We start from the raw sequence: 17650 nt of genomic DNA, 5'->3' as shown, positions 1-17650 counted from the left end.
CAATCCCCCCCTCACCGCCATATTCGAGATAAGAGCTCGTACGAAAGTACGGGCTTTTTTCGCATCTGACCACGGTAAACCTTCCCGGGGTCGGCATAAATGCCTCGCCCGGGCTACCCATCCCACAGGCCGCACCACCAACGAGTAGCCCGTCCAGGCGCAGCGCCGCCGGGAAAACCGCGGGCCCCGCCACCAGTAGCCCGTCCAGGCGCAGCGCCGCCGGGAAAAAGAGCCTGGGCTAATCCTCTTCCATCCGTTGATACTCTTCGCTGAGATAATCTACCAGCGCTCTGACAGAAGGTAATAAACCACGCCGCGAAGCAAACACCGCATGAATGACTTCCCGCCGCGGCTGCCACTCATCAAGCACGATTTCCAACTCCCCTGATGCCAACTGATCGCGCACCATTAATAAAGGAAGTTGAACCACGCCAACGCCCGCCATGGCCGCCTCGCGCAGCGCCAGCATATCGCTGGTCACCATCCGCGGCGTGAAATAAACCTCGGCCCGCGCCCCCTCTGGCCCGGTAAGTTGCCATTTATGCTGATGTTTTCCGGCGCCAATACTTAGTCCCGGCCAGGTGCTCAATTCCGCCGGCGCCTGCGGGCGCCCAAGACTGGCTATCAGCGCCGGACTCGCCACCAGGCGATGGCCGCGATCGGCCAACACCCGCATGACCAGGTCGCTATCTTCAAATGGCCTTGGTCGCACGCGAATGGCCACATCAACCCCCTCGCCCACCACATCCACCCGCCGATTGGTGGCTTCCAGATGTAGCGTCACCCCAGGATATCGCACCATAAAGCGCGCCAGCATCGGGCCAACATGGGCATGCAACAGGGTTACCGGACAGGTGAGCTTGACGCTGCCGCGCGGTTCAGACTGCAGCGTTTCTACCGCCTGATGCGCCGCTTCGGCTTCTATCAACATCGCCTTGCAGTGTTGATAGAAAGTTTGGCCGACTTCCGTGACGGCGAACTGTCGGGTGGTTCGTTGAATCAGACGCACGCCCAGGCGCTCTTCCAGTTGCGCAATGCGGCGGCTGAGTTTGGATTTGGGCTGGTCGAGCGCCCGACCGGCAGCGGCAAAACCGCCATGGTCGACCACCTGAACAAACCAGGCCAGGTCGTTGAGATCCTGCATCCTTTTCTCCATCGTTCCATTTTTAGAACAGTATAGGTCATTTTCGCTATCTACCGGAATATTAGCCCCAGATATAAGCTTATTCACATCAGATACAGACACGCAGGAGATAACCATGAAACAGATTACTGGCGTTTACACCGCCCCTTCGCAGCACTGGGTGGGCGACGGTTTCCCGGTTCGCTCAATGTTTTCTTACCAGACCCACGGCGAACAACTGAGCCCGTTCTTACTGCTTGACTACGCCGGCCCGCACACGTTTCCGGCGGGAAGCGGTAAACGCGGCGTCGGCGAGCATCCGCATCGCGGATTCGAAACCGTCACCATTGTCTACTCCGGTGAAGTCGAGCATCGCGACTCAACCGGTAGAGGCGGCGTTATCGGCCCTGGCGACGTGCAGTGGATGACGGCTGGCGCCGGGATCCTGCATGAAGAGTTCCACTCCGAAGCGTTCACCCGCTCCGGCGGTGAACTGAAAATGATGCAGCTGTGGGTCAACCTGCCGGCGAAAGACAAAATGACGACCCCGGGCTATCAGAGCATTACCGCAGACGTCATTCCGCAAGCAACGCTGGAAGACAACGCCGGGACCGTCAGAGTGATTGCCGGGCGTTACGGCGATGTCGTCGGCCCAGCGCACACATTCTCACCGTTAAACGTGTGGGATATGCAGCTCAAACAAAGTCACGATGTGACATTGCGTCAGCCGGAAGGCTGGAGCACCGCGTTGGTCGTGCTCGAAGGCGAAGTCATCGTCAACGGTACGGAAAACGCACGGGAAGGACAGCTGGTAGTGCTGAGCCAAAAAGGTGAAGCCTTCCATCTGGAAGCGAGCTCCAACGCGAAGGTTCTGCTGATGGCCGGCGAACCGCTACAGGAGCCGATCGTGGGCTACGGCCCGTTTGTGATGAATACCAAAACGCAAATTGCCGAAGCAATTCGCGATTTTAACAGCGGCCGTTTTGGCCAAATCTAACGAAATTGAGGTGAAGAATATGTCTACTCCAGCTAACTTTAACGGTTCTCGTCCGGTGATTGATGTTAACGATACCGCGATGCTGTTGATTGACCACCAAAGCGGCCTGTTCCAGACCGTTGGCGATATGCCGATGCCAGAACTGCGCGCTCGCGCCGCCGCGCTGGCGAAAATGGCATCGCTTGCCGGGATCCCGGTGATCACCACCGCTTCCGTGCCGCAAGGTCCGAACGGCCCGTTGATTCCGGAAATTCATGAGAATGCGCCGCATGCGAAGTATATTGCGCGTAAAGGCGAGATCAACGCCTGGGACAACCCGGAGTTTGTCGCAGCGGTGAAAGCGACCGGACGTAAAACCTTAATCATCGCCGGTACCATTACCAGTGTGTGCATGGCTTTCCCGGCAATTGCCGCCGTCGCCGACGGTTATAAAGTGTTTGCCGTTATCGATGCCTCCGGTACCTACAGCAAAATGGCGCAGGAGATCACCCTGGCCCGCGTAGTCCAGGCCGGCGTAGTACCAATGGATACCGCCGCGGTAGCCTCTGAACTGCAGCGCACCTGGAACCGTCCGGATGCCGCCGAGTGGGCTGAGGTGTATACCAAAGTCTTCCCGGCGTATCAGTTGCTGATTGAAAGCTACAGCAAGGCGCAGGACGTCGTGAAGAACAACGAAAAGCTGGATTCCCAGCGTTAAAATAACTGCCCCGTCGATGAATCGACGGGGCAGTGTTCATTGCTTAACCGAACGGTAAAGAAAGAAAAAAATATGCTTGACCGTTTTAGCGCAACTCCCTATAGTAGCGCCCCGTTGCCCACCCAAGGTGAGCAGCAAGACAATATGGTGAGGTGTCCGAGTGGCTGAAGGAGCACGCCTGGAAAGTGTGTATACGGCAACGTATCGGGGGTTCGAATCCCCCCCTCACCGCCATATTCGAGATGAGAGCTCGTACGAAAGTACGGGCTTTTTTCTTTTATATTCTCCGTTGGGGGGGATGAGAACCCCCGACCGGGGTTCGACAACTGGCGCAGCCAGTTGGACAGACCGCGAACGCAGTAAGCGGGCTGCCCCCCAGGGGCGAGCGAAGCGAGTCAATCCCCCCCTCACCGCCATATTCGAGATGAGAGCTCGTACGAAAGTACGGGCTCTTTTCTTTTATATTCTCCGTTGGGGGGGATGAGAACCCCCGACCGGGGTTCGACAACTGGCGCAGCCAGTTGGACAGACCGCGAACGCAGTAAGCGGGCTGCCCCGCTGGGGCGAGCGAAGCGAGTCAATCCCCCCCTCACCGCCATATTCGAGATAAGAGCTCGTACGAAAGTACGGGCTTTTTTCGCATCTGACCCCGGTAAACCTTCCCGGGGTCGGCATAAATGCCTCGCCCGGGCTACCCATCCCACAGGCTGCACCACCAACGAGTAGCCCGGCCAAGCGCAGCGCCGCCGGGAAAACCGCAGGCCCCGCCACCAGTAGCCCGTCCAGGCGCAGCGCCGCCGGGGAAATGCTGCGAAAACAACAAAGCCCGGGATATCCCGGGCTTTGCACACTCACAAGCGTTTAGTAATAGGCTTTCAACGTTCGCTGGCAAAGCGTTGAACGCACGCAGTCATCGGTGGTAAAGCGCACGATGCCAATCATGTCGTCTTCTTCAAAACGCGACAGCGCGTCACTCAGGCCTGATTTTACGCCAGAGGGCAAATCACACTGGGTAATATCGCCGTTGACGATCACCGTGACGTTCTCCCCGAGGCGGGTCAAAAACATCTTCATTTGCGCCGCGGTCACGTTCTGGGCCTCGTCCAGAATCACCACCGCATTTTCAAAGGTGCGTCCGCGCATATAGGCGAACGGCGCGATTTCTACCTTGCCGATTTCCGGACGCAGGCAGTATTGCATAAAGGAAGCGCCCAACCGCTTCACCAGTACGTCATATACCGGTCGGAAATAAGGAGCGAATTTTTCGGCGATATCTCCCGGTAAGAAGCCGAGATCTTCGTCGGCCTGCAGAACGGGACGGGTAACAATAATTCTGTCCACATCCTTATGGATCAGGGCTTCAGCTGCTTTAGCCGCGCTGATCCAGGTCTTCCCGCACCCGGCTTCGCCGGTGGCGAAAATCAGCTGTTTATTGTCGATGGCATTCAAATAATGCGCCTGAGCTTCATTACGCGCTTCAATCGGCGAAAGATCGCGGCTATCCCGCGCCATGCCGATTGCTTCTACGCCACTCATTTGCACAAGCGATGTGACCGATTCTTCTTCACGTTGTTTATGGCTACGCGAATCCCGTCTCAGCACACGTTTTGCCTCACGACGAGCTTTGATCACTGCTTTTTGTCTTCCCATGGATAGCACCTTGCGTTGTTGGTTTACATCACGCGCGTCAAGAGCAACGCGATTATGCGCACGAACGATTGAGGTTTGGCTTCCTTGTAAGCCATTGCTTGCCGGTTGAATGGACAACGAGCCGCGGCTACGCGCACCGCGTACCCTGCCAGAGTTAGCCTGATTAGTAGTGGAGGAAAATGAGGTTACAGAGTGAGAATCGCTGCCGGAAGCTGGGCCCCCGTGCTGGAAAGTACGGTATGAGGTTTTACGTTGTCCGCTGCAGGACCTTACCATTCGCGATCTCCATAGTGAGCGACATCACTGCCGGGAACTACCGCGTATGTAATAAGTACATCAAAAAATATTCTTAATGCAACTTATTTTTTACATTGACGCAACAATGGTTTCTAAACTCATTGTAGAAAACTATCCGTCATTTGTATTACAGAAATATAACACATGGCAGGAAATATATTGAATCCGAGAAAAACAGCAGAAAACGCCCTGCCTTCACCGGCAGGACGCGTATCAGGCTTGCAACAGCGATTGTCCAAGATAATGCTGGTCATTCATCACGCCTGGCAGAACAAAGAAGTATCCGCCGCCAATCGGTTTAACGTACTCCTCCAGGGCCTCGCCGTTCAGCCGTTTCTGCACCGTCAGGAATCCCTTTTCCAGATCGTGCTGATAGCAAACGAACAATAACCCCATATCCAGTTGTCCGGAGTTGGTGACCCCCAACGAATAGCTGTAACCGCGGCGCATCATCAGGCTGGATTGCGTCTCCGGCGTACGCGGGTTCGCAAGACGAATATGGCTATCAAGAGCGATCACTTCACCATTCGGATCGCGACTATAATCCGGAACATCATGTTCATGTTTCATCCCCAACGGCGCGCCAGAATGTTTATCGCGACCAAAAATCGTCTGCTGCTCTTTCAGCGGCGTACGATCCCAGAACTCAACGTGGAACTGAATGATACGTGCTGCCTGGTAACTGCCGCCGATCGCCCAGGCCGGTTCGCCCTGGTCGGCAGTAACCCACACCACGTTATCCATTAGCGCTTTATCCTGGCTCGACGGGTTAGCGGTACCGTCTTTAAAGCCCAGCAGGTTAATTGGCGTCTCTTTGCCTTTGCTACGGGCCGCGCTATCAGAAATAAACCCTTCCCGCTTCCAGCGCACGCTCAGCAGATCGGGCGTGTGCTTGATAATGTCCCGTAGTGCGTGAATCACCGTATCCTGGGTATTGGCGCAAATCTGCAGTAGCAGATCGCCATGGCACAGTGCAGCATCCAGCGAATCATTCGGGAAACGCGTCATTGCCTGCAGTTTTTTAGGCGCTTTGTCCGCTAATCCAAAGCGCTCATCGAACAGCGAATGGCCGACTGAGACGGTGATAGTCAGGTTATCCGGCGCAATCCACGGCCCTAAAATCCCGGAATCCATCGGCGGCAATCGGGGATTCGGGGTATCCGGTGCCGGACCGCCTGCGGTTAAAAAGGCGATCCGCTGAGTCAGCAAGCGGAACAGGCGTTCGAGGTCAGCTTTATCCGCCGCCAGCACATCAAACGCCACCAGCATCATCGAGGCCTGCTGCGGCGTCAGGATGCCCGCCTGATGCGGGCCATAAAAAGGCTGTTTTTCCTGACGCGCATCGGGGGCGAGCGTACCGGGGGAGCTTTCCGCTTTCGCCGCCTGCGCCATCGGGCAACCGCCGCTGATGGCCAGCGCGCCGCCAAGCGCGCCGATCCCCTTCAGTAAGCGGCGACGTGACGGTTCATTCACGTCACGAGGTTTTTGTTGTGTCATCGAATTAATCCAGGCCCAAAATTCCGCGCAGTTGAGCCAGATCTTCTGCCAGCGTCGTGATCGGCCCTTTCAGCGCATTACGGTCAGCGGTGGTAAGCTTGTCATAGGTCTCGAAACCGTCTTTCGTGCGGTATTTAGCGAGGATGGCATCCACTTTTTTGAAGTTGGCGTCAACTTTGGCCAGCAGCGCGCTATTATCCTTTTGCAGCTGCGGGCGCAGCAGGTCGACGATTTTCTGTGCGCCGTCGATATTGGCCTGGAAATCCCACAGGTCGGTATGGCTGTAGCGATCTTCTTCACCGCTAATTTTGCTGGCCGCCACTTCTTCAATCAGCCCTGCCGCGCCGCCCACCACTTTCGACGGCGGGAAAGCCAGCTCGCTAATGCGTTTTTGCAGTTCCAGCACATCGCTGTTCAACTGTTCAGCATAGTTTTCCATCCCTTTAACGCTGTTATCGCCAAACAGCGCTTTTTCCAGACGGTGGAAGCCGGTAAATTTCGGGTCTTCGGCTTTTTTCTCGAAATCGTCTTCACGGGCGTCAATGCTGCCGTCGAGGTCAGAGAACAGTTCGGCAATCGGTTCGATGCGCTCGTAGTGCTGACGGGTCGGGGCGTACAGCGCTTTCGCTTTCTCGATATCGCCAGCTTTTACCGCATCGGTAAAGGCTTTAGTACCGCTAACCAACTGCGCGGTTTCCGCGGTGACGTAGGCTTTATACGCAGTAATCGCCTCGCCAAGACTTAGCACCGCATCGGCTTTCGCCGCATCTTTGCTGGTTTCACCGGTGACAATCAGCTTTCCTTTCGGATTAGTCAGCAGGCCACAGGTCATATCGTATTCGCCCGGCTGTAGGTTAGCCGTCAATTTTTGCGTGAATCCCGGCGCGATATTTTCACGCTCCTCGACCACCATTACGCCTTTCAGGATCTCCCACTCCAGCGCTTTCTGGCTGTGGTTCTGAATGATGAACTGGGTTTTACCCGCCTTCACCGTCACATTCATCGGTTCGCACTGCTTGTCGTTGACGGTAACTTTTACTTGCGGAATATCCGCAGCCTGAGCGTAGCATGCGGAACTGAACAGCGCGGCGACGGTTAACTGCAGCGCAGTACGGCGAAATTGAATTATCATGGCCATCCCTTTCGAAAAGTATGTTGTAACTATATTAATCAGCGGCGCCTGAATTACGCGGCCCGCGATGCTGTCGTTTTGCTGCCCGGCGGCAAGGCAAAACACACCAGCGCCGGGATCAAATAGAGAAGATAAACCGCCACTTCGCTGACGGTGGGCGTCTCCTGATAACCAAAGATGCCTTCCAGCAGCGTGCCGAACAGCGTATGCGTCGATACCACGTTGCTAAGATCAAAGGCGACATTCTGGAAATAATTCCACAGTCCCGCCTCATGGAAGGCGCGAATCGCCCCGGCTGCCAGACCGGCCGCCACCAGCAGGATAAACAGACTGGTCCATTTGAAGAACACGCCGAGATTAAGGCGGACACCGCCCCAGTAAAGCAGGAAGCCTAATACCACCGCCGTCGCCAGGCCGAGCATCGCCCCCAGCGGCGGCCAGATGCCCACATCCTGCTGGAATGCCGCCAGCAGGAAAAAAACCGACTCCAGGCCTTCGCGGGCAACCGCAAAAAACACCATCATCACCAGCGCCCAGCCGTGGTTATTCCCGCGCTGCAGCGCGTTATCCACCGCCTGCTCCAGCTGTTGTTTGACGTTGCGCGACACTTTACGCATCCAGAACACCATCCAGGTGAGGATAAATACCGCTATCACCGCCACGATGCCTTCAAATAGCTCCTGCTCGCGCTGCGGAAATTCTCCGGTGGTCTCGTTGATAAAAACCCCTAACCCGAGACAGAGCGCCGCCGCGAGGAATACGCCAATCCACATGACGCCGATCCAGTTGCCGCGCTGGGTTCGTTTTAAATAGCTGGCAATCAGGCTGACAATCAGCGCGGCTTCCAGCCCTTCGCGTAACATGATGAGAAATGGAACAAACATGCCGAAACCCTTAAATGTGAACCGCAGTCAATGGATGCAAAGATAGGTAAATATTTCTGATAGTGATTATCATTACAACAATGAGAAACACAAGCGAAATGTTCAGGGAATGATGACTAGTTGTAAATTAATCGCTACAAAATAGTCACTTGCGAAAATACCTCACCAGCTAAGCATTAAAATGGCAAATAGCATGATTTTTTATGCCACATATTTACCGGGCCGGAGCGCTGTGGCTAAATGGCGGTCCTGATTTATCTGCGAAATAAATAACATGACTCAAATTTTGCACTTCCTGCTGGCGCTGGCAGTTATTCTTGCCCTCGCCTGGTTTGCCAGCTATGACCGACAAAAAATCCGCATTCGCTACATTCTGCAGTTAATTATTATTGAAATCGCCCTGGCTTTCTTTTTCCTTCACGCCGAAAGCGGTTTATGGGTAGTGAAAAATATCTCTGGCTTTTTTGCTTCGTTACTCGGGTTCGCCGCTGAAGGGACCAACTTCGTATTTGGCGGAATGGGTGAAAAAGGGCTGGCCTTTATTTTCCTCGGCGTACTGTGTCCGATCGTCTTTATTTCCGCGCTGATAGGTATTCTGCAACACTGGCGTATTCTGCCGATCTTTATTCGTCTTATCGGCACCCTACTGTCGAAGGTGAACGGCATGGGCAAGCTGGAATCATTCAATGCCGTCAGCTCGCTGATCCTCGGCCAGTCGGAAAACTTTATTGCTTACAAAGGTGTACTCGGGGACCTCTCTTCGCGTCGCCTGTTCACGATGGCAGCAACAGCCATGTCAACGGTATCACTGTCGATCGTCGGCGCCTATATGACCATGCTTGATGCGAAATACGTGGTGGCGGCCTTGATTCTTAATATGTTCAGCACCTTTATTGTGCTGTCGATTATTAACCCTACGCGCCCCGGCAGCGAAGCTGAAATAAAGCTAGAGAAGATGCATGAATCGCAGAGCTTCTTTGAAATGCTGGGCGAATATATCCTGGCAGGCTTTAAGGTGGCGATGATTATTCTGGCGATGCTAATCGGCTTTATCGCCCTGATTAGCGCCGTTAATGCGTTATTTGCGACCGTTTTCGGCTTAAGCTTCCAGCAAATCCTCGGTTACGTATTTTATCCGCTGGCGTGGCTGGTGGGTATTCCATTAAGCGACGCGCTAAATGCCGGTAGTATTATGGCTACCAAGCTGGTTGCCAATGAATTCGTGGCGATGATCGAGCTGCAGAAAATTGCCGCCAGCATGACGCCGCGCGGGCTAGGGATCCTTTCCGTGTTCCTCGTCTCGTTTGCCAACTTCGCCTCCATTGGCATTATTGCCGGGTCGATTAAAGGGCTTAACGAGCAGCAAGGCAATACCGTTTCCCGTTTCGGCCTGCGTCTGGTCTATGGCGCGACGCTGGTGAGCCTGCTGTCCGCCAGTTTTGCCGGACTGGTGCTGTAACTCATCGGGCGGGGGAGCTCCCCGCCCTGCGTTTCAGAAGTGTACGCAGACCGGCTGATCAACGCGCATAACGGACTCCTGGGCAAAGCGCGTCTTATACGTATTACGCAACGCTTCAATCCCCTGCTCGCTTTTCGCATCGTTGCTATGAATCAGCATTAGCGCCTTGCTGGATTCGCGGGCGACTGCGCCATTGTTGCCTAGCCACTGGCCGCGGGCGTCAAATACCGTCAGGCCATCGCGAAAACGCGGCGTCACATCGCGGTCGACAAACTGCTGCCATTCCTGAGCGGTAATATCTTTTCCCGCCGGGCGGCTAAGGCCGAAATAGAGGGTGGTTTGCATCATCCTGTTATCCGCCTGACAGCCGTTATTATCAACGTGCGCGGCGCTTTTCTCGGATGGCGCCACGCATCCTGCCAATAGTGCGGCAACGATCAGCGCCGCAGCGCCCTGGGGTAATTTCATTTGCTATCCTCATTGTTTTTTGTACACAGATATCAGCGTATTTTCAGTGAATTAGCAAGAGATGCGCGAACATTACTCTCTGGCGATACGGCAGATTTTCTTTTGTTCTACACTGATAAACACAGCCTGGGCGAAATTCTTTTTTAAATTATTTCCTGCGTTTTTTATTTCAAAGACTTCTCTATAGTTGAGCGTTTTTAACTGGCCTGGCGGCCGCGTAAAATAACAACTGGAATAATTCATGATAGAAAATAATGAGTTAGCTAATATTGAGAAAAGAATTGTCACCCGCTTTCTCGATATGTTTATTAAGTTCGGCTTGATACTGGCGCTGGCCTCCTTCTGCTTTACCGTCTTCTCGCCGTTCCTGAACATGATGCTATGGGCGCTGATCCTGGCCGTCACCCTCTACCCTTTACATCAACACATCGCGCGACGTATCGGCGGGCGACAGGGGCTGGCATCAACCATATTGGTATTATTCGGCCTGCTGATCATCGTCATACCGACCATTTTCATGGTGACCTCGCTTGGCGAAAGCGCCGGTAGCCTGATTGATAAGGTCAGCGGAAGCGATCTGACGCTGCCGCCGCCTTCGGCTAACGTCGCCTCTATTCCCCTCGTCGGCGGTAAGCTGTATGCGTTCTGGCTGAAGGCCTCGGCGGACCTGCCGGCGGTACTGAGCAGCTATCACGCGCAAATTGGCGAGGCGGCAAAACTGGTGCTCGGCGTGCTGGCGAGTATGGGCGGCGGGCTGCTGGGCTTTGTCCTCTCCTTTATTGTTGCCGGCGCCATCATGACCTGGGGCGCGGCGGGCGCCAGCAGCGCTAAACGTATCGCTATCCGTATCACTGATGAAAACAAAGGTCTTGCCCTGAGCCGCCTGTGCACCGGCACTATTCGCGCCGTGGCGCAGGGGGTCATTGGCGTGGCGCTGATTCAGGCCTTGCTGACGGGAATTATCATTGCGTTGGCGGGGATCCCGGCCGCCGGCATCTTCTTCGTGCTGGCGCTGGTGCTCGGCATCGCGCAGATTCCGGTAATACTAGCCACCGCCCCGGCGATTGCCATTATGTGGATGACCGGCGACCACGGCACCGCGGTGAATGCCGTGTTTACCGTCCTGCTGATTGTCGCGGGAATGGTCGATAACGTCCTCAAACCGCTGATGCTGGGCCGCGGCGTAGACGCGCCGATGCCGATCGTTCTGCTCGGCGCGTTGGGCGGCATGGCCACCGATGGCATTCTCGGGATGTTTATTGGCGCGACCCTGCTCTCCATCGGGTATCTGATCTTCATGAACTGGGTAAACGAAGGCGCGGCGAAGTAACCGCCTTACCACCAGTAGCTTTCCGCCGGGCCGTACAGGCAGCGAAAAAAAACGGCTCCCTTATGGGAGCCGTTGCGGTTTCTGACGCTCGCTACTTTATTCAGCGGTGGCGCGTACCGGCGGCGCAGAGTGGTAATGCGCGTCCGCTTCAGCAAAACGCTGCTGCATGGCCGCCGATGGCGCCTTGCCCAGCAGGCTGAAGACCACAATCCCGATACTGCCGAACAGGAAGCCAGGGATGATTTCATACAGTCCCAGCCAGCCGAACTGTTTCCAGACGATAACCGTGACCGCGCCAATAATCATCCCGGCCAGCGCGCCGTTACGGGTCATACGCGACCACATCACCGAGAACAGCACTACCGGGCCAAAGGCGGCGCCAAAGCCTGCCCATGCGTAGCTGACCAGACCCAGTACGCGGTTTTCCGGGTTAGCGGCCAGCGCAATCGCAATCAGCGCCACCACCAGCACCATAAAGCGGCCGATCCAGACCAACTCTTTCTGACCGGCGTTTTTACGCAGGAAGGCTTTATACAGATCTTCGGTAATAGCGCTGGAGCAGACCAGCAGCTGGCAGCTCAGGGTCGACATGACCGCCGCCAGAATAGCCGACAGCAGGATCCCGGCAATCCACGGGTTAAACAGGATTTGCGCCAGCTCGATAAATACCCGTTCGGCGTTCTGGTTAACCGCGCCCGCCAGGCTCGGGTTGTTATTAAAGTAGGCGATACCGAAGAAACCAACCGATACCGCGCCCGCCAGGCACAGGATCATCCAGGTCATACTAATACGACGCGCATGAACAATGCTGTGATGAGAATCCGCCGCCATAAAGCGCGCCAGAATATGCGGCTGACCGAAATAACCGAGACCCCAACCCATCAGCGAAATAATCGCCACGAAGTTCAGTCCCTTGAGCATATCGATATTTTCGATGCTTTTTTGCTTAATCACTTCCAGCGAATCGCCGAAACCGCCGACCGAGATAATCACCATCACCGGCGTTAAAATCAGCGCGAAGATCATCAGGCTGGCCTGCACGGTATCGGTCCAGCTTACCGCCAGGAAACCGCCCACGAAGGTATAAATGATTGTCGCCGCGGCGCCGGCCCACAGCGCGGTTTCATAGCTCATACCAAAGGTGCTTTCAAACAGACGCGCGCCGGCAACAATCCCGGAAGCACAATAAATAGTGAAGAACAGCAGGATAACCAGCGCGGAGATAATACGCAGCACGCGGCTTTTATCTTCGAAACGACCGGTAAAATAGTCCGGCAGCGTCAGGGCATTGTTGTTGACTTCGGTATGCACGCGCAGACGCCCGGCCACCAGTTTCCAGTTAATCCACGCCCCCAGGGTCAGGCCGATGGCGATCCAGCTTTCGGAAATACCGGAGAGGAAAATCGCTCCCGGTAGCCCCATCAGCAGCCAGCCGCTCATATCCGATGCACCGGCAGAGAGCGCGGTCACAAATGGCCCAAGGCTGCGGCCGCCGAGAATATAATCGTCAAAGTTCTTGGTTGAGCGCCAGGCAATAAAACCTATCAGTACCATGCCAAAAATATAAACAATAAACGTCACCAACATGGGTGTGCTAATAGCCATGCAAATCTCCAGAATTTATTTCGACAACGTCCAACTTTGTCGTTTTAGCCACTACCGGAACGGGGTAATGGCGTATTGGTTGTATTGGGCGAGCGTATCCTGACGGATGCGTCGGTATTTCACAAACGATTTAACACAGCATTTACACGAAAGTTGTCTCAGGAAAAATAGCAATTTTCTATAGGTTGCACTCCCTCACGTTTTTACGGGTTGCACCTGAAAAAACTGTTAAGCAACGCAGATAAATACGTTATTTGAATGAGGCTATTTATTGGAAATTCTTATCAACACTATTAACAATTCATTCATTTCTCAGCTTGCTAGCCAGGTCACAATTAACAAGGTTGCACAAAGTTGCAACATAGGTGATATTTCTACGCAACCGATAAAAGGGCATTACATAGCTAACAGGAGTTCCCGCAATGGGCACCACCACCATGGGTGTAAAACTTGACGACGCCACGCGCGAACGCATTAAGTCCGCCGCGAGCCGTATTGACCGCACGCCGCACTGGCTGATTAAGCAAGCCATTTTCAACTATCTGGAAAAGCTGGAAAACGACGAGACGCTGCCGGAACTGCCGGCGCTCCTCTCCGGCGCCGCCAATGAAAGTGATGAAGCAGGCGCTCCGGCGGACGAGCCGTATCAGCCGTTCCTCGAATTCGCCGAACAAATCCTGCCGCAGTCGGTCAGCCGCGCGGCGATCACCGCGGCCTGGCGTCGCCCGGAAACCGATGCGGTACCGATGTTGCTGGAACAGGCCCGTCTGCCGCAGCCGTTAGGCGAACAGGCGCACAAGCTGGCTTACCAACTGGCGGAAAAACTGCGTAATCAGAAAACCGCCAGCGGCCGCGCCGGGATGGTGCAAAGCTTGCTGCAGGAATTCTCACTCTCCTCACAAGAAGGCGTGGCGCTGATGTGCCTGGCCGAAGCGCTGCTGCGTATTCCGGATAAAGCCACCCGTGATGCGCTAATCCGCGACAAAATCAGCAACGGCAACTGGCAATCGCATATCGGCCGCAGCCCATCGCTGTTCGTCAATGCTGCCACCTGGGGACTGTTGTTTACCGGGAAACTGGTGTCGACGCATAACGAGACCAGCCTCTCCCGCTCGCTGAACCGCATTATTGGCAAGAGCGGCGAACCGCTGATCCGCAAAGGCGTCGATATGGCGATGCGCCTGATGGGCGAGCAGTTCGTCACCGGGGAAACCATCGCCGAAGCGCTGGCTAACGCCCGCAAGCTGGAAGAGAAAGGGTTCCGTTACTCCTACGATATGCTTGGCGAAGCCGCGCTGACCGCCGCCGATGCGCAGGCCTATATGGTCTCTTATCAGCAGGCGATCCACGCCATCGGCAAAGCCTCTAACGGCCGCGGCATTTATGAAGGGCCGGGGATCTCGATTAAACTTTCCGCGCTGCACCCGCGCTACAGCCGCGCGCAGTATGATCGGGTCATGGAAGAGCTCTATCCGCGGCTGAAATCGCTGACGCTGCTGGCGCGCCAGTACGACATCGGTATTAACATCGACGCCGAAGAGGCCGATCGTCTGGAGATCTCCCTCGATCTGCTGGAAAAACTGTGCTTCGAACCGGAGCTGGCCGGCTGGAACGGAATCGGCTTTGTTATTCAGGCCTACCAGAAACGCTGCCCGTTTGTGATTGATTCGCTGATCGACATGGCGACCCGCAGCCGCCGTCGCCTGATGATCCGCCTGGTGAAAGGCGCCTATTGGGATAGCGAAATCAAACGCGCGCAGATGGAAGGCCTCGAAGGCTATCCGGTTTATACCCGTAAGGTCTACACCGACGTTTCTTATCTAGCCTGCGCCAAAAAGCTGCTGGCGGTACCGAACCTGATTTATCCGCAGTTTGCCACCCATAACGCCCATACGCTGGCGGCTATCTACCAGTTGGCGGGGCAAAACTACTATCCTGGCCAGTATGAGTTCCAGTGCCTGCACGGCATGGGCGAACCGCTGTATGAGCAGGTCGTGGGCAAAGTCGCCGACGGCAAACTAAACCGTCCGTGCCGTATCTACGCGCCGGTCGGTACCCATGAAACGCTGCTGGCGTATCTGGTGCGTCGTCTGTTGGAAAACGGCGCCAATACCTCCTTCGTTAACCGTATCGCGGATAATACCCTGCCGCTGGACGAACTGGTGGCCGATCCGGTCAGCGCGGTCGAAAAACTGGCGCAGCAGGAAGGCCAGGCCGGCTTGCCGCATCCGAAAATTCCACTACCGCGCGATCTCTACGGTCACGGCCGCAGCAACTCCGCCGGTCTGGATCTGGCTAACGAACATCGTCTGGCCTCCCTCTCCTCTTCGCTGCTTAACAGCGCGCTGCACAAGTGGCAGGCGCTACCGATGCTGGAGCAGCCGGTGGCCGAAGGCGAAATGCAGCCGGTCATCAACCCGGCGGAACCGAAAGATATCGTCGGCTACGTCCGCGAAGCCAGCGATGCCGAAGTGCAGCTGGCGCTGACCAGCGCTATCAATAACGCGCCAATTTGGTTCGCCACCCCGCCGCAGGAACGCGCCGCCATTCTTGAGCGCGCCGCCGTGTTAATGGAAAGCCAGATGCCGACCCTGATGGGGATCCTGGTGCGCGAAGCTGGCAAAACCTTCAGCAACGCCATTGCTGAAGTGCGCGAAGCGGTCGACTTCCTGCACTATTATGCCGGTCAGGTGCGCGACGATTTCGATAATGAAACCCACCGTCCATTGGGCCCGGTCGTCTGTATCAGCCCGTGGAACTTCCCGCTGGCGATCTTCACCGGCCAGATTGCCGCGGCGCTGGCGGCAGGCAACAGCGTGCTGGCCAAACCGGCCGAGCAGACGCCGCTTATCGCCGCGCAAGGCGTAGCGATTCTGCTGGAAGCCGGCGTACCGCCGGGGGTGATTCAACTGCTGCCGGGCCGAGGGGAAACCGTCGGCGCCGCGCTAACCTCAGATGAACGCGTTCGCGGCGTAATGTTTACCGGTTCTACCGAAGTAGCGACGCTGCTGCAGCGCAACATCGCTAACCGCCTTGATGCGCAGGGCCGTCCGACGCCGCTTATTGCGGAAACCGGCGGCATGAACGCGATGATCGTCGACTCGTCGGCGCTCACCGAGCAGGTGGTGATCGACGTACTGGCCTCGGCTTTCGACAGCGCCGGCCAGCGCTGTTCCGCCCTGCGCGTGCTTTGCCTGCAGGAAGAAGTCGCCGACCATACGTTAACCATGCTGCGCGGCGCGATGAGCGAATGCCGGATGGGGAATCCGGGTCGTCTGACCACCGATATCGGCCCGGTAATCGACGCGGAAGCCAAAGAGAATATCGAGCGCCATATTCAGGCGCTGCGCGCGAAAGGCCGCAATGTCTTCCAGGCGGTACGTGAAAATAGCGAAGATGCCCGCGAATGGAATCACGGTACGTTCGTGGCGCCGACGCTTATCGAACTCGAGAGCTTCGACGAACTGAAAAAAGAGGTCTTCGGCCCGGTTCTGCACGTAGTGCGCTATAACCGTAACGAACTGGATAAGCTGGTCGAGCAGATTAACGCCTCCGGCTACGGTCTGACCCTCGGCGTGCATACCCGTATCGACGAAACCATCGCTCAGGTCACCGGCAGCGCGAAAGTCGGCAACCTGTACGTCAACCGCAATATGGTTGGCGCGGTGGTCGGCGTACAGCCGTTCGGCGGCGAAGGGTTATCGGGTACCGGTCCGAAAGCCGGCGGCCCGCTGTACCTGTATCGTCTGCTCTCCAGTCGCCCACAGGACGCGGTCGGCGTCACTTTCGCCCGCCAGGATGCGGAGCGTCCGCTGGACGCCCAGTTGAAAACGCTGCTGGAAAAACCGCTGCAGGCGCTGCAGCAGTGGGCGGCTGGCCGTCCTGAACTGCAGGCGCTGTGTCAGCAATACAGCGATCTGGCGCAAAGCGGCACCCAACGTCTGCTGCCAGGACCAACCGGCGAGCGCAATACCCTGACGCTGATGCCGCGCGAGCGCGTATTGTGCGTGGCGGATAACGAGCAGGACGCGCTGATTCAACTGGCTGCGGCAATGGCGGTTGGCTGTGAAGTGCTGTGGCCGGATAGCGCCCTGCAGCGCGAACTGGCGAAGAAACTGCCGCGTGAGGTCAGCGAGCGCATTCATTTTGCGAAAGCGGATCAGTTGACCAGCCAGGCTTTCGACGCGGTCATTTATCACGGCGATTCCGATCAGTTGCGCGAGCTGTGTGAGCAGGTGGCGGCGCGCGACGGGGCGATTGTATCGGTGCAGGGCTTTGCCCGCGGCGAAACCAATCTGCTGCTGGAGCGCCTGTATATCGAGCGTTCGCTGAGCGTCAACACCGCCGCGGCAGGCGGTAACGCCAGCCTGATGACCATCGGCTAAAACGGGCTCCCCGGTGGCGCTACGCTTACCGGGGCTACATAACCCCGCCAAAGGGTAGCCGGGCCGCCATCCGGGAAATCTACGGCGCGTTCAACTAATGACAGCCGACGACAGCTGTGCTTAATT

General features: G+C 56.2%; 12 protein-coding genes and 1 tRNA gene. 6 read left to right on the top strand and 7 right to left on the bottom strand.

Going from position 1 to position 17650, the window contains the following annotated elements:
• Positions 1-238: 238 nt before the first annotated feature.
• Positions 239-1144: a LysR family transcriptional regulator gene (locus ABLU80_RS01910; RefSeq protein WP_047057532.1), complete on the bottom strand. Its 906-nt coding sequence runs from the start codon at positions 1142-1144 to the stop codon at positions 239-241.
• Between the two features lie 115 nt (positions 1145-1259).
• On the opposite strand from ABLU80_RS01910, the gene ABLU80_RS01905 reads away from it, so the two are divergent.
• The 3 genes from ABLU80_RS01905 (at position 1260) to ABLU80_RS01895 (ending at position 3051) form a co-directional block, all read left to right on the top strand.
• Positions 1260-2120, top strand: coding sequence for a pirin family protein (locus tag ABLU80_RS01905; protein WP_047079619.1), 861 nt, complete (start codon positions 1260-1262; stop codon positions 2118-2120).
• Positions 2121-2139: 19 nt separating this feature from the next.
• Positions 2140-2817, top strand: coding sequence for an isochorismatase family protein (locus ABLU80_RS01900; RefSeq protein ID WP_015367229.1), 678 nt, complete (start codon positions 2140-2142; stop codon positions 2815-2817).
• Between the two features lie 146 nt (positions 2818-2963).
• Positions 2964-3051, top strand: a tRNA-Ser gene (locus ABLU80_RS01895).
• A gap of 627 nt (positions 3052-3678) precedes the next feature.
• Here the strand turns inward: ABLU80_RS01895 and phoH are convergent.
• From phoH to efeU, 4 genes are all read right to left on the bottom strand, one after another.
• Complete coding sequence (phoH, locus tag ABLU80_RS01890; RefSeq protein ID WP_015367231.1) at positions 3679-4467, bottom strand: phosphate starvation-inducible protein PhoH; 789 nt, start codon at positions 4465-4467, stop codon at positions 3679-3681.
• A gap of 510 nt (positions 4468-4977) precedes the next feature.
• Complete coding sequence (efeB, locus tag ABLU80_RS01885) at positions 4978-6261, bottom strand: iron uptake transporter deferrochelatase/peroxidase subunit (protein WP_047050546.1); 1284 nt, start codon at positions 6259-6261, stop codon at positions 4978-4980.
• A gap of 4 nt (positions 6262-6265) precedes the next feature.
• Positions 6266-7393 carry an iron uptake system protein EfeO gene (efeO, locus tag ABLU80_RS01880; RefSeq protein ID WP_047045259.1) on the bottom strand — a complete coding sequence of 376 codons (1128 nt, stop codon included), beginning with the start codon at positions 7391-7393 and terminating at the stop codon, positions 6266-6268.
• Between the two features lie 53 nt (positions 7394-7446).
• Entirely contained in the window at positions 7447-8277 is an 831-nt protein-coding gene (gene efeU, locus ABLU80_RS01875; RefSeq protein ID WP_015367234.1) for an iron uptake transporter permease EfeU, read from the bottom strand.
• A 274-nt stretch (positions 8278-8551) separates the two neighbouring features.
• Here efeU and ABLU80_RS01870 point away from each other — a divergent pair, with 274 nt between their 5' ends.
• Positions 8552-9736 carry a nucleoside transporter C-terminal domain-containing protein gene (locus tag ABLU80_RS01870; RefSeq protein ID WP_348849635.1) on the top strand — a complete coding sequence of 395 codons (1185 nt, stop codon included), beginning with the start codon at positions 8552-8554 and terminating at the stop codon, positions 9734-9736.
• Between the two features lie 33 nt (positions 9737-9769).
• Here ABLU80_RS01870 and ABLU80_RS01865 read toward each other — a convergent pair whose 3' ends face one another.
• Positions 9770-10204 (bottom strand): DUF3574 domain-containing protein, encoded by a 435-nt coding sequence (locus ABLU80_RS01865; RefSeq protein ID WP_015704994.1) that lies wholly within the window; start codon positions 10202-10204, stop codon positions 9770-9772.
• 241 nt (positions 10205-10445) lie between these two features.
• Between ABLU80_RS01865 and ABLU80_RS01860 the strand changes: the two genes are divergently transcribed.
• Positions 10446-11534: an AI-2E family transporter gene (locus tag ABLU80_RS01860; RefSeq protein WP_348849634.1), complete on the top strand. Its 1089-nt coding sequence runs from the start codon at positions 10446-10448 to the stop codon at positions 11532-11534.
• A 96-nt stretch (positions 11535-11630) separates the two neighbouring features.
• Here ABLU80_RS01860 and putP read toward each other — a convergent pair whose 3' ends face one another.
• Positions 11631-13139, bottom strand: coding sequence for a sodium/proline symporter PutP (gene putP, locus ABLU80_RS01855; RefSeq protein WP_045365591.1), 1509 nt, complete (start codon positions 13137-13139; stop codon positions 11631-11633).
• A gap of 422 nt (positions 13140-13561) precedes the next feature.
• On the opposite strand from putP, the gene putA reads away from it, so the two are divergent.
• Entirely contained in the window at positions 13562-17524 is a 3963-nt protein-coding gene (putA, locus tag ABLU80_RS01850) for a trifunctional transcriptional regulator/proline dehydrogenase/L-glutamate gamma-semialdehyde dehydrogenase (RefSeq protein WP_015367239.1), read from the top strand.
• The last annotated feature ends 126 nt before the right edge of the window (positions 17525-17650 follow it).

Origin of the sequence: Klebsiella sp. CN_Kp104, from assembly GCF_040064515.1 — a bacterium.
GTDB classification, from domain to species: Bacteria; Pseudomonadota; Gammaproteobacteria; order Enterobacterales; family Enterobacteriaceae; genus Klebsiella; species Klebsiella aerogenes.
This window is presented reverse-complemented; position numbering and strand designations above follow the sequence as displayed.

Coding starts and splice junctions, on each gene's coding strand:
- ABLU80_RS01910 (WP_047057532.1), bottom strand. CDS start 1,144: ATGCAGGATCTCAACGACCTGGCCTGGTTTGTTCAGGTGGTCGACCAT.
- ABLU80_RS01905 (WP_047079619.1), top strand. CDS start 1,260: ATGAAACAGATTACTGGCGTTTACACCGCCCCTTCGCAGCACTGGGTG.
- ABLU80_RS01900 (WP_015367229.1), top strand. CDS start 2,140: ATGTCTACTCCAGCTAACTTTAACGGTTCTCGTCCGGTGATTGATGTT.
- phoH (WP_015367231.1), bottom strand. CDS start 4,467: ATGGGAAGACAAAAAGCAGTGATCAAAGCTCGTCGTGAGGCAAAACGT.
- efeB (WP_047050546.1), bottom strand. CDS start 6,261: ATGACACAACAAAAACCTCGTGACGTGAATGAACCGTCACGTCGCCGC.
- efeO (WP_047045259.1), bottom strand. CDS start 7,393: ATGATAATTCAATTTCGCCGTACTGCGCTGCAGTTAACCGTCGCCGCG.
- efeU (WP_015367234.1), bottom strand. CDS start 8,277: ATGTTTGTTCCATTTCTCATCATGTTACGCGAAGGGCTGGAAGCCGCG.
- ABLU80_RS01870 (WP_348849635.1), top strand. CDS start 8,552: ATGACTCAAATTTTGCACTTCCTGCTGGCGCTGGCAGTTATTCTTGCC.
- ABLU80_RS01865 (WP_015704994.1), bottom strand. CDS start 10,204: ATGAAATTACCCCAGGGCGCTGCGGCGCTGATCGTTGCCGCACTATTG.
- ABLU80_RS01860 (WP_348849634.1), top strand. CDS start 10,446: ATGATAGAAAATAATGAGTTAGCTAATATTGAGAAAAGAATTGTCACC.
- putP (WP_045365591.1), bottom strand. CDS start 13,139: ATGGCTATTAGCACACCCATGTTGGTGACGTTTATTGTTTATATTTTT.
- putA (WP_015367239.1), top strand. CDS start 13,562: ATGGGCACCACCACCATGGGTGTAAAACTTGACGACGCCACGCGCGAA.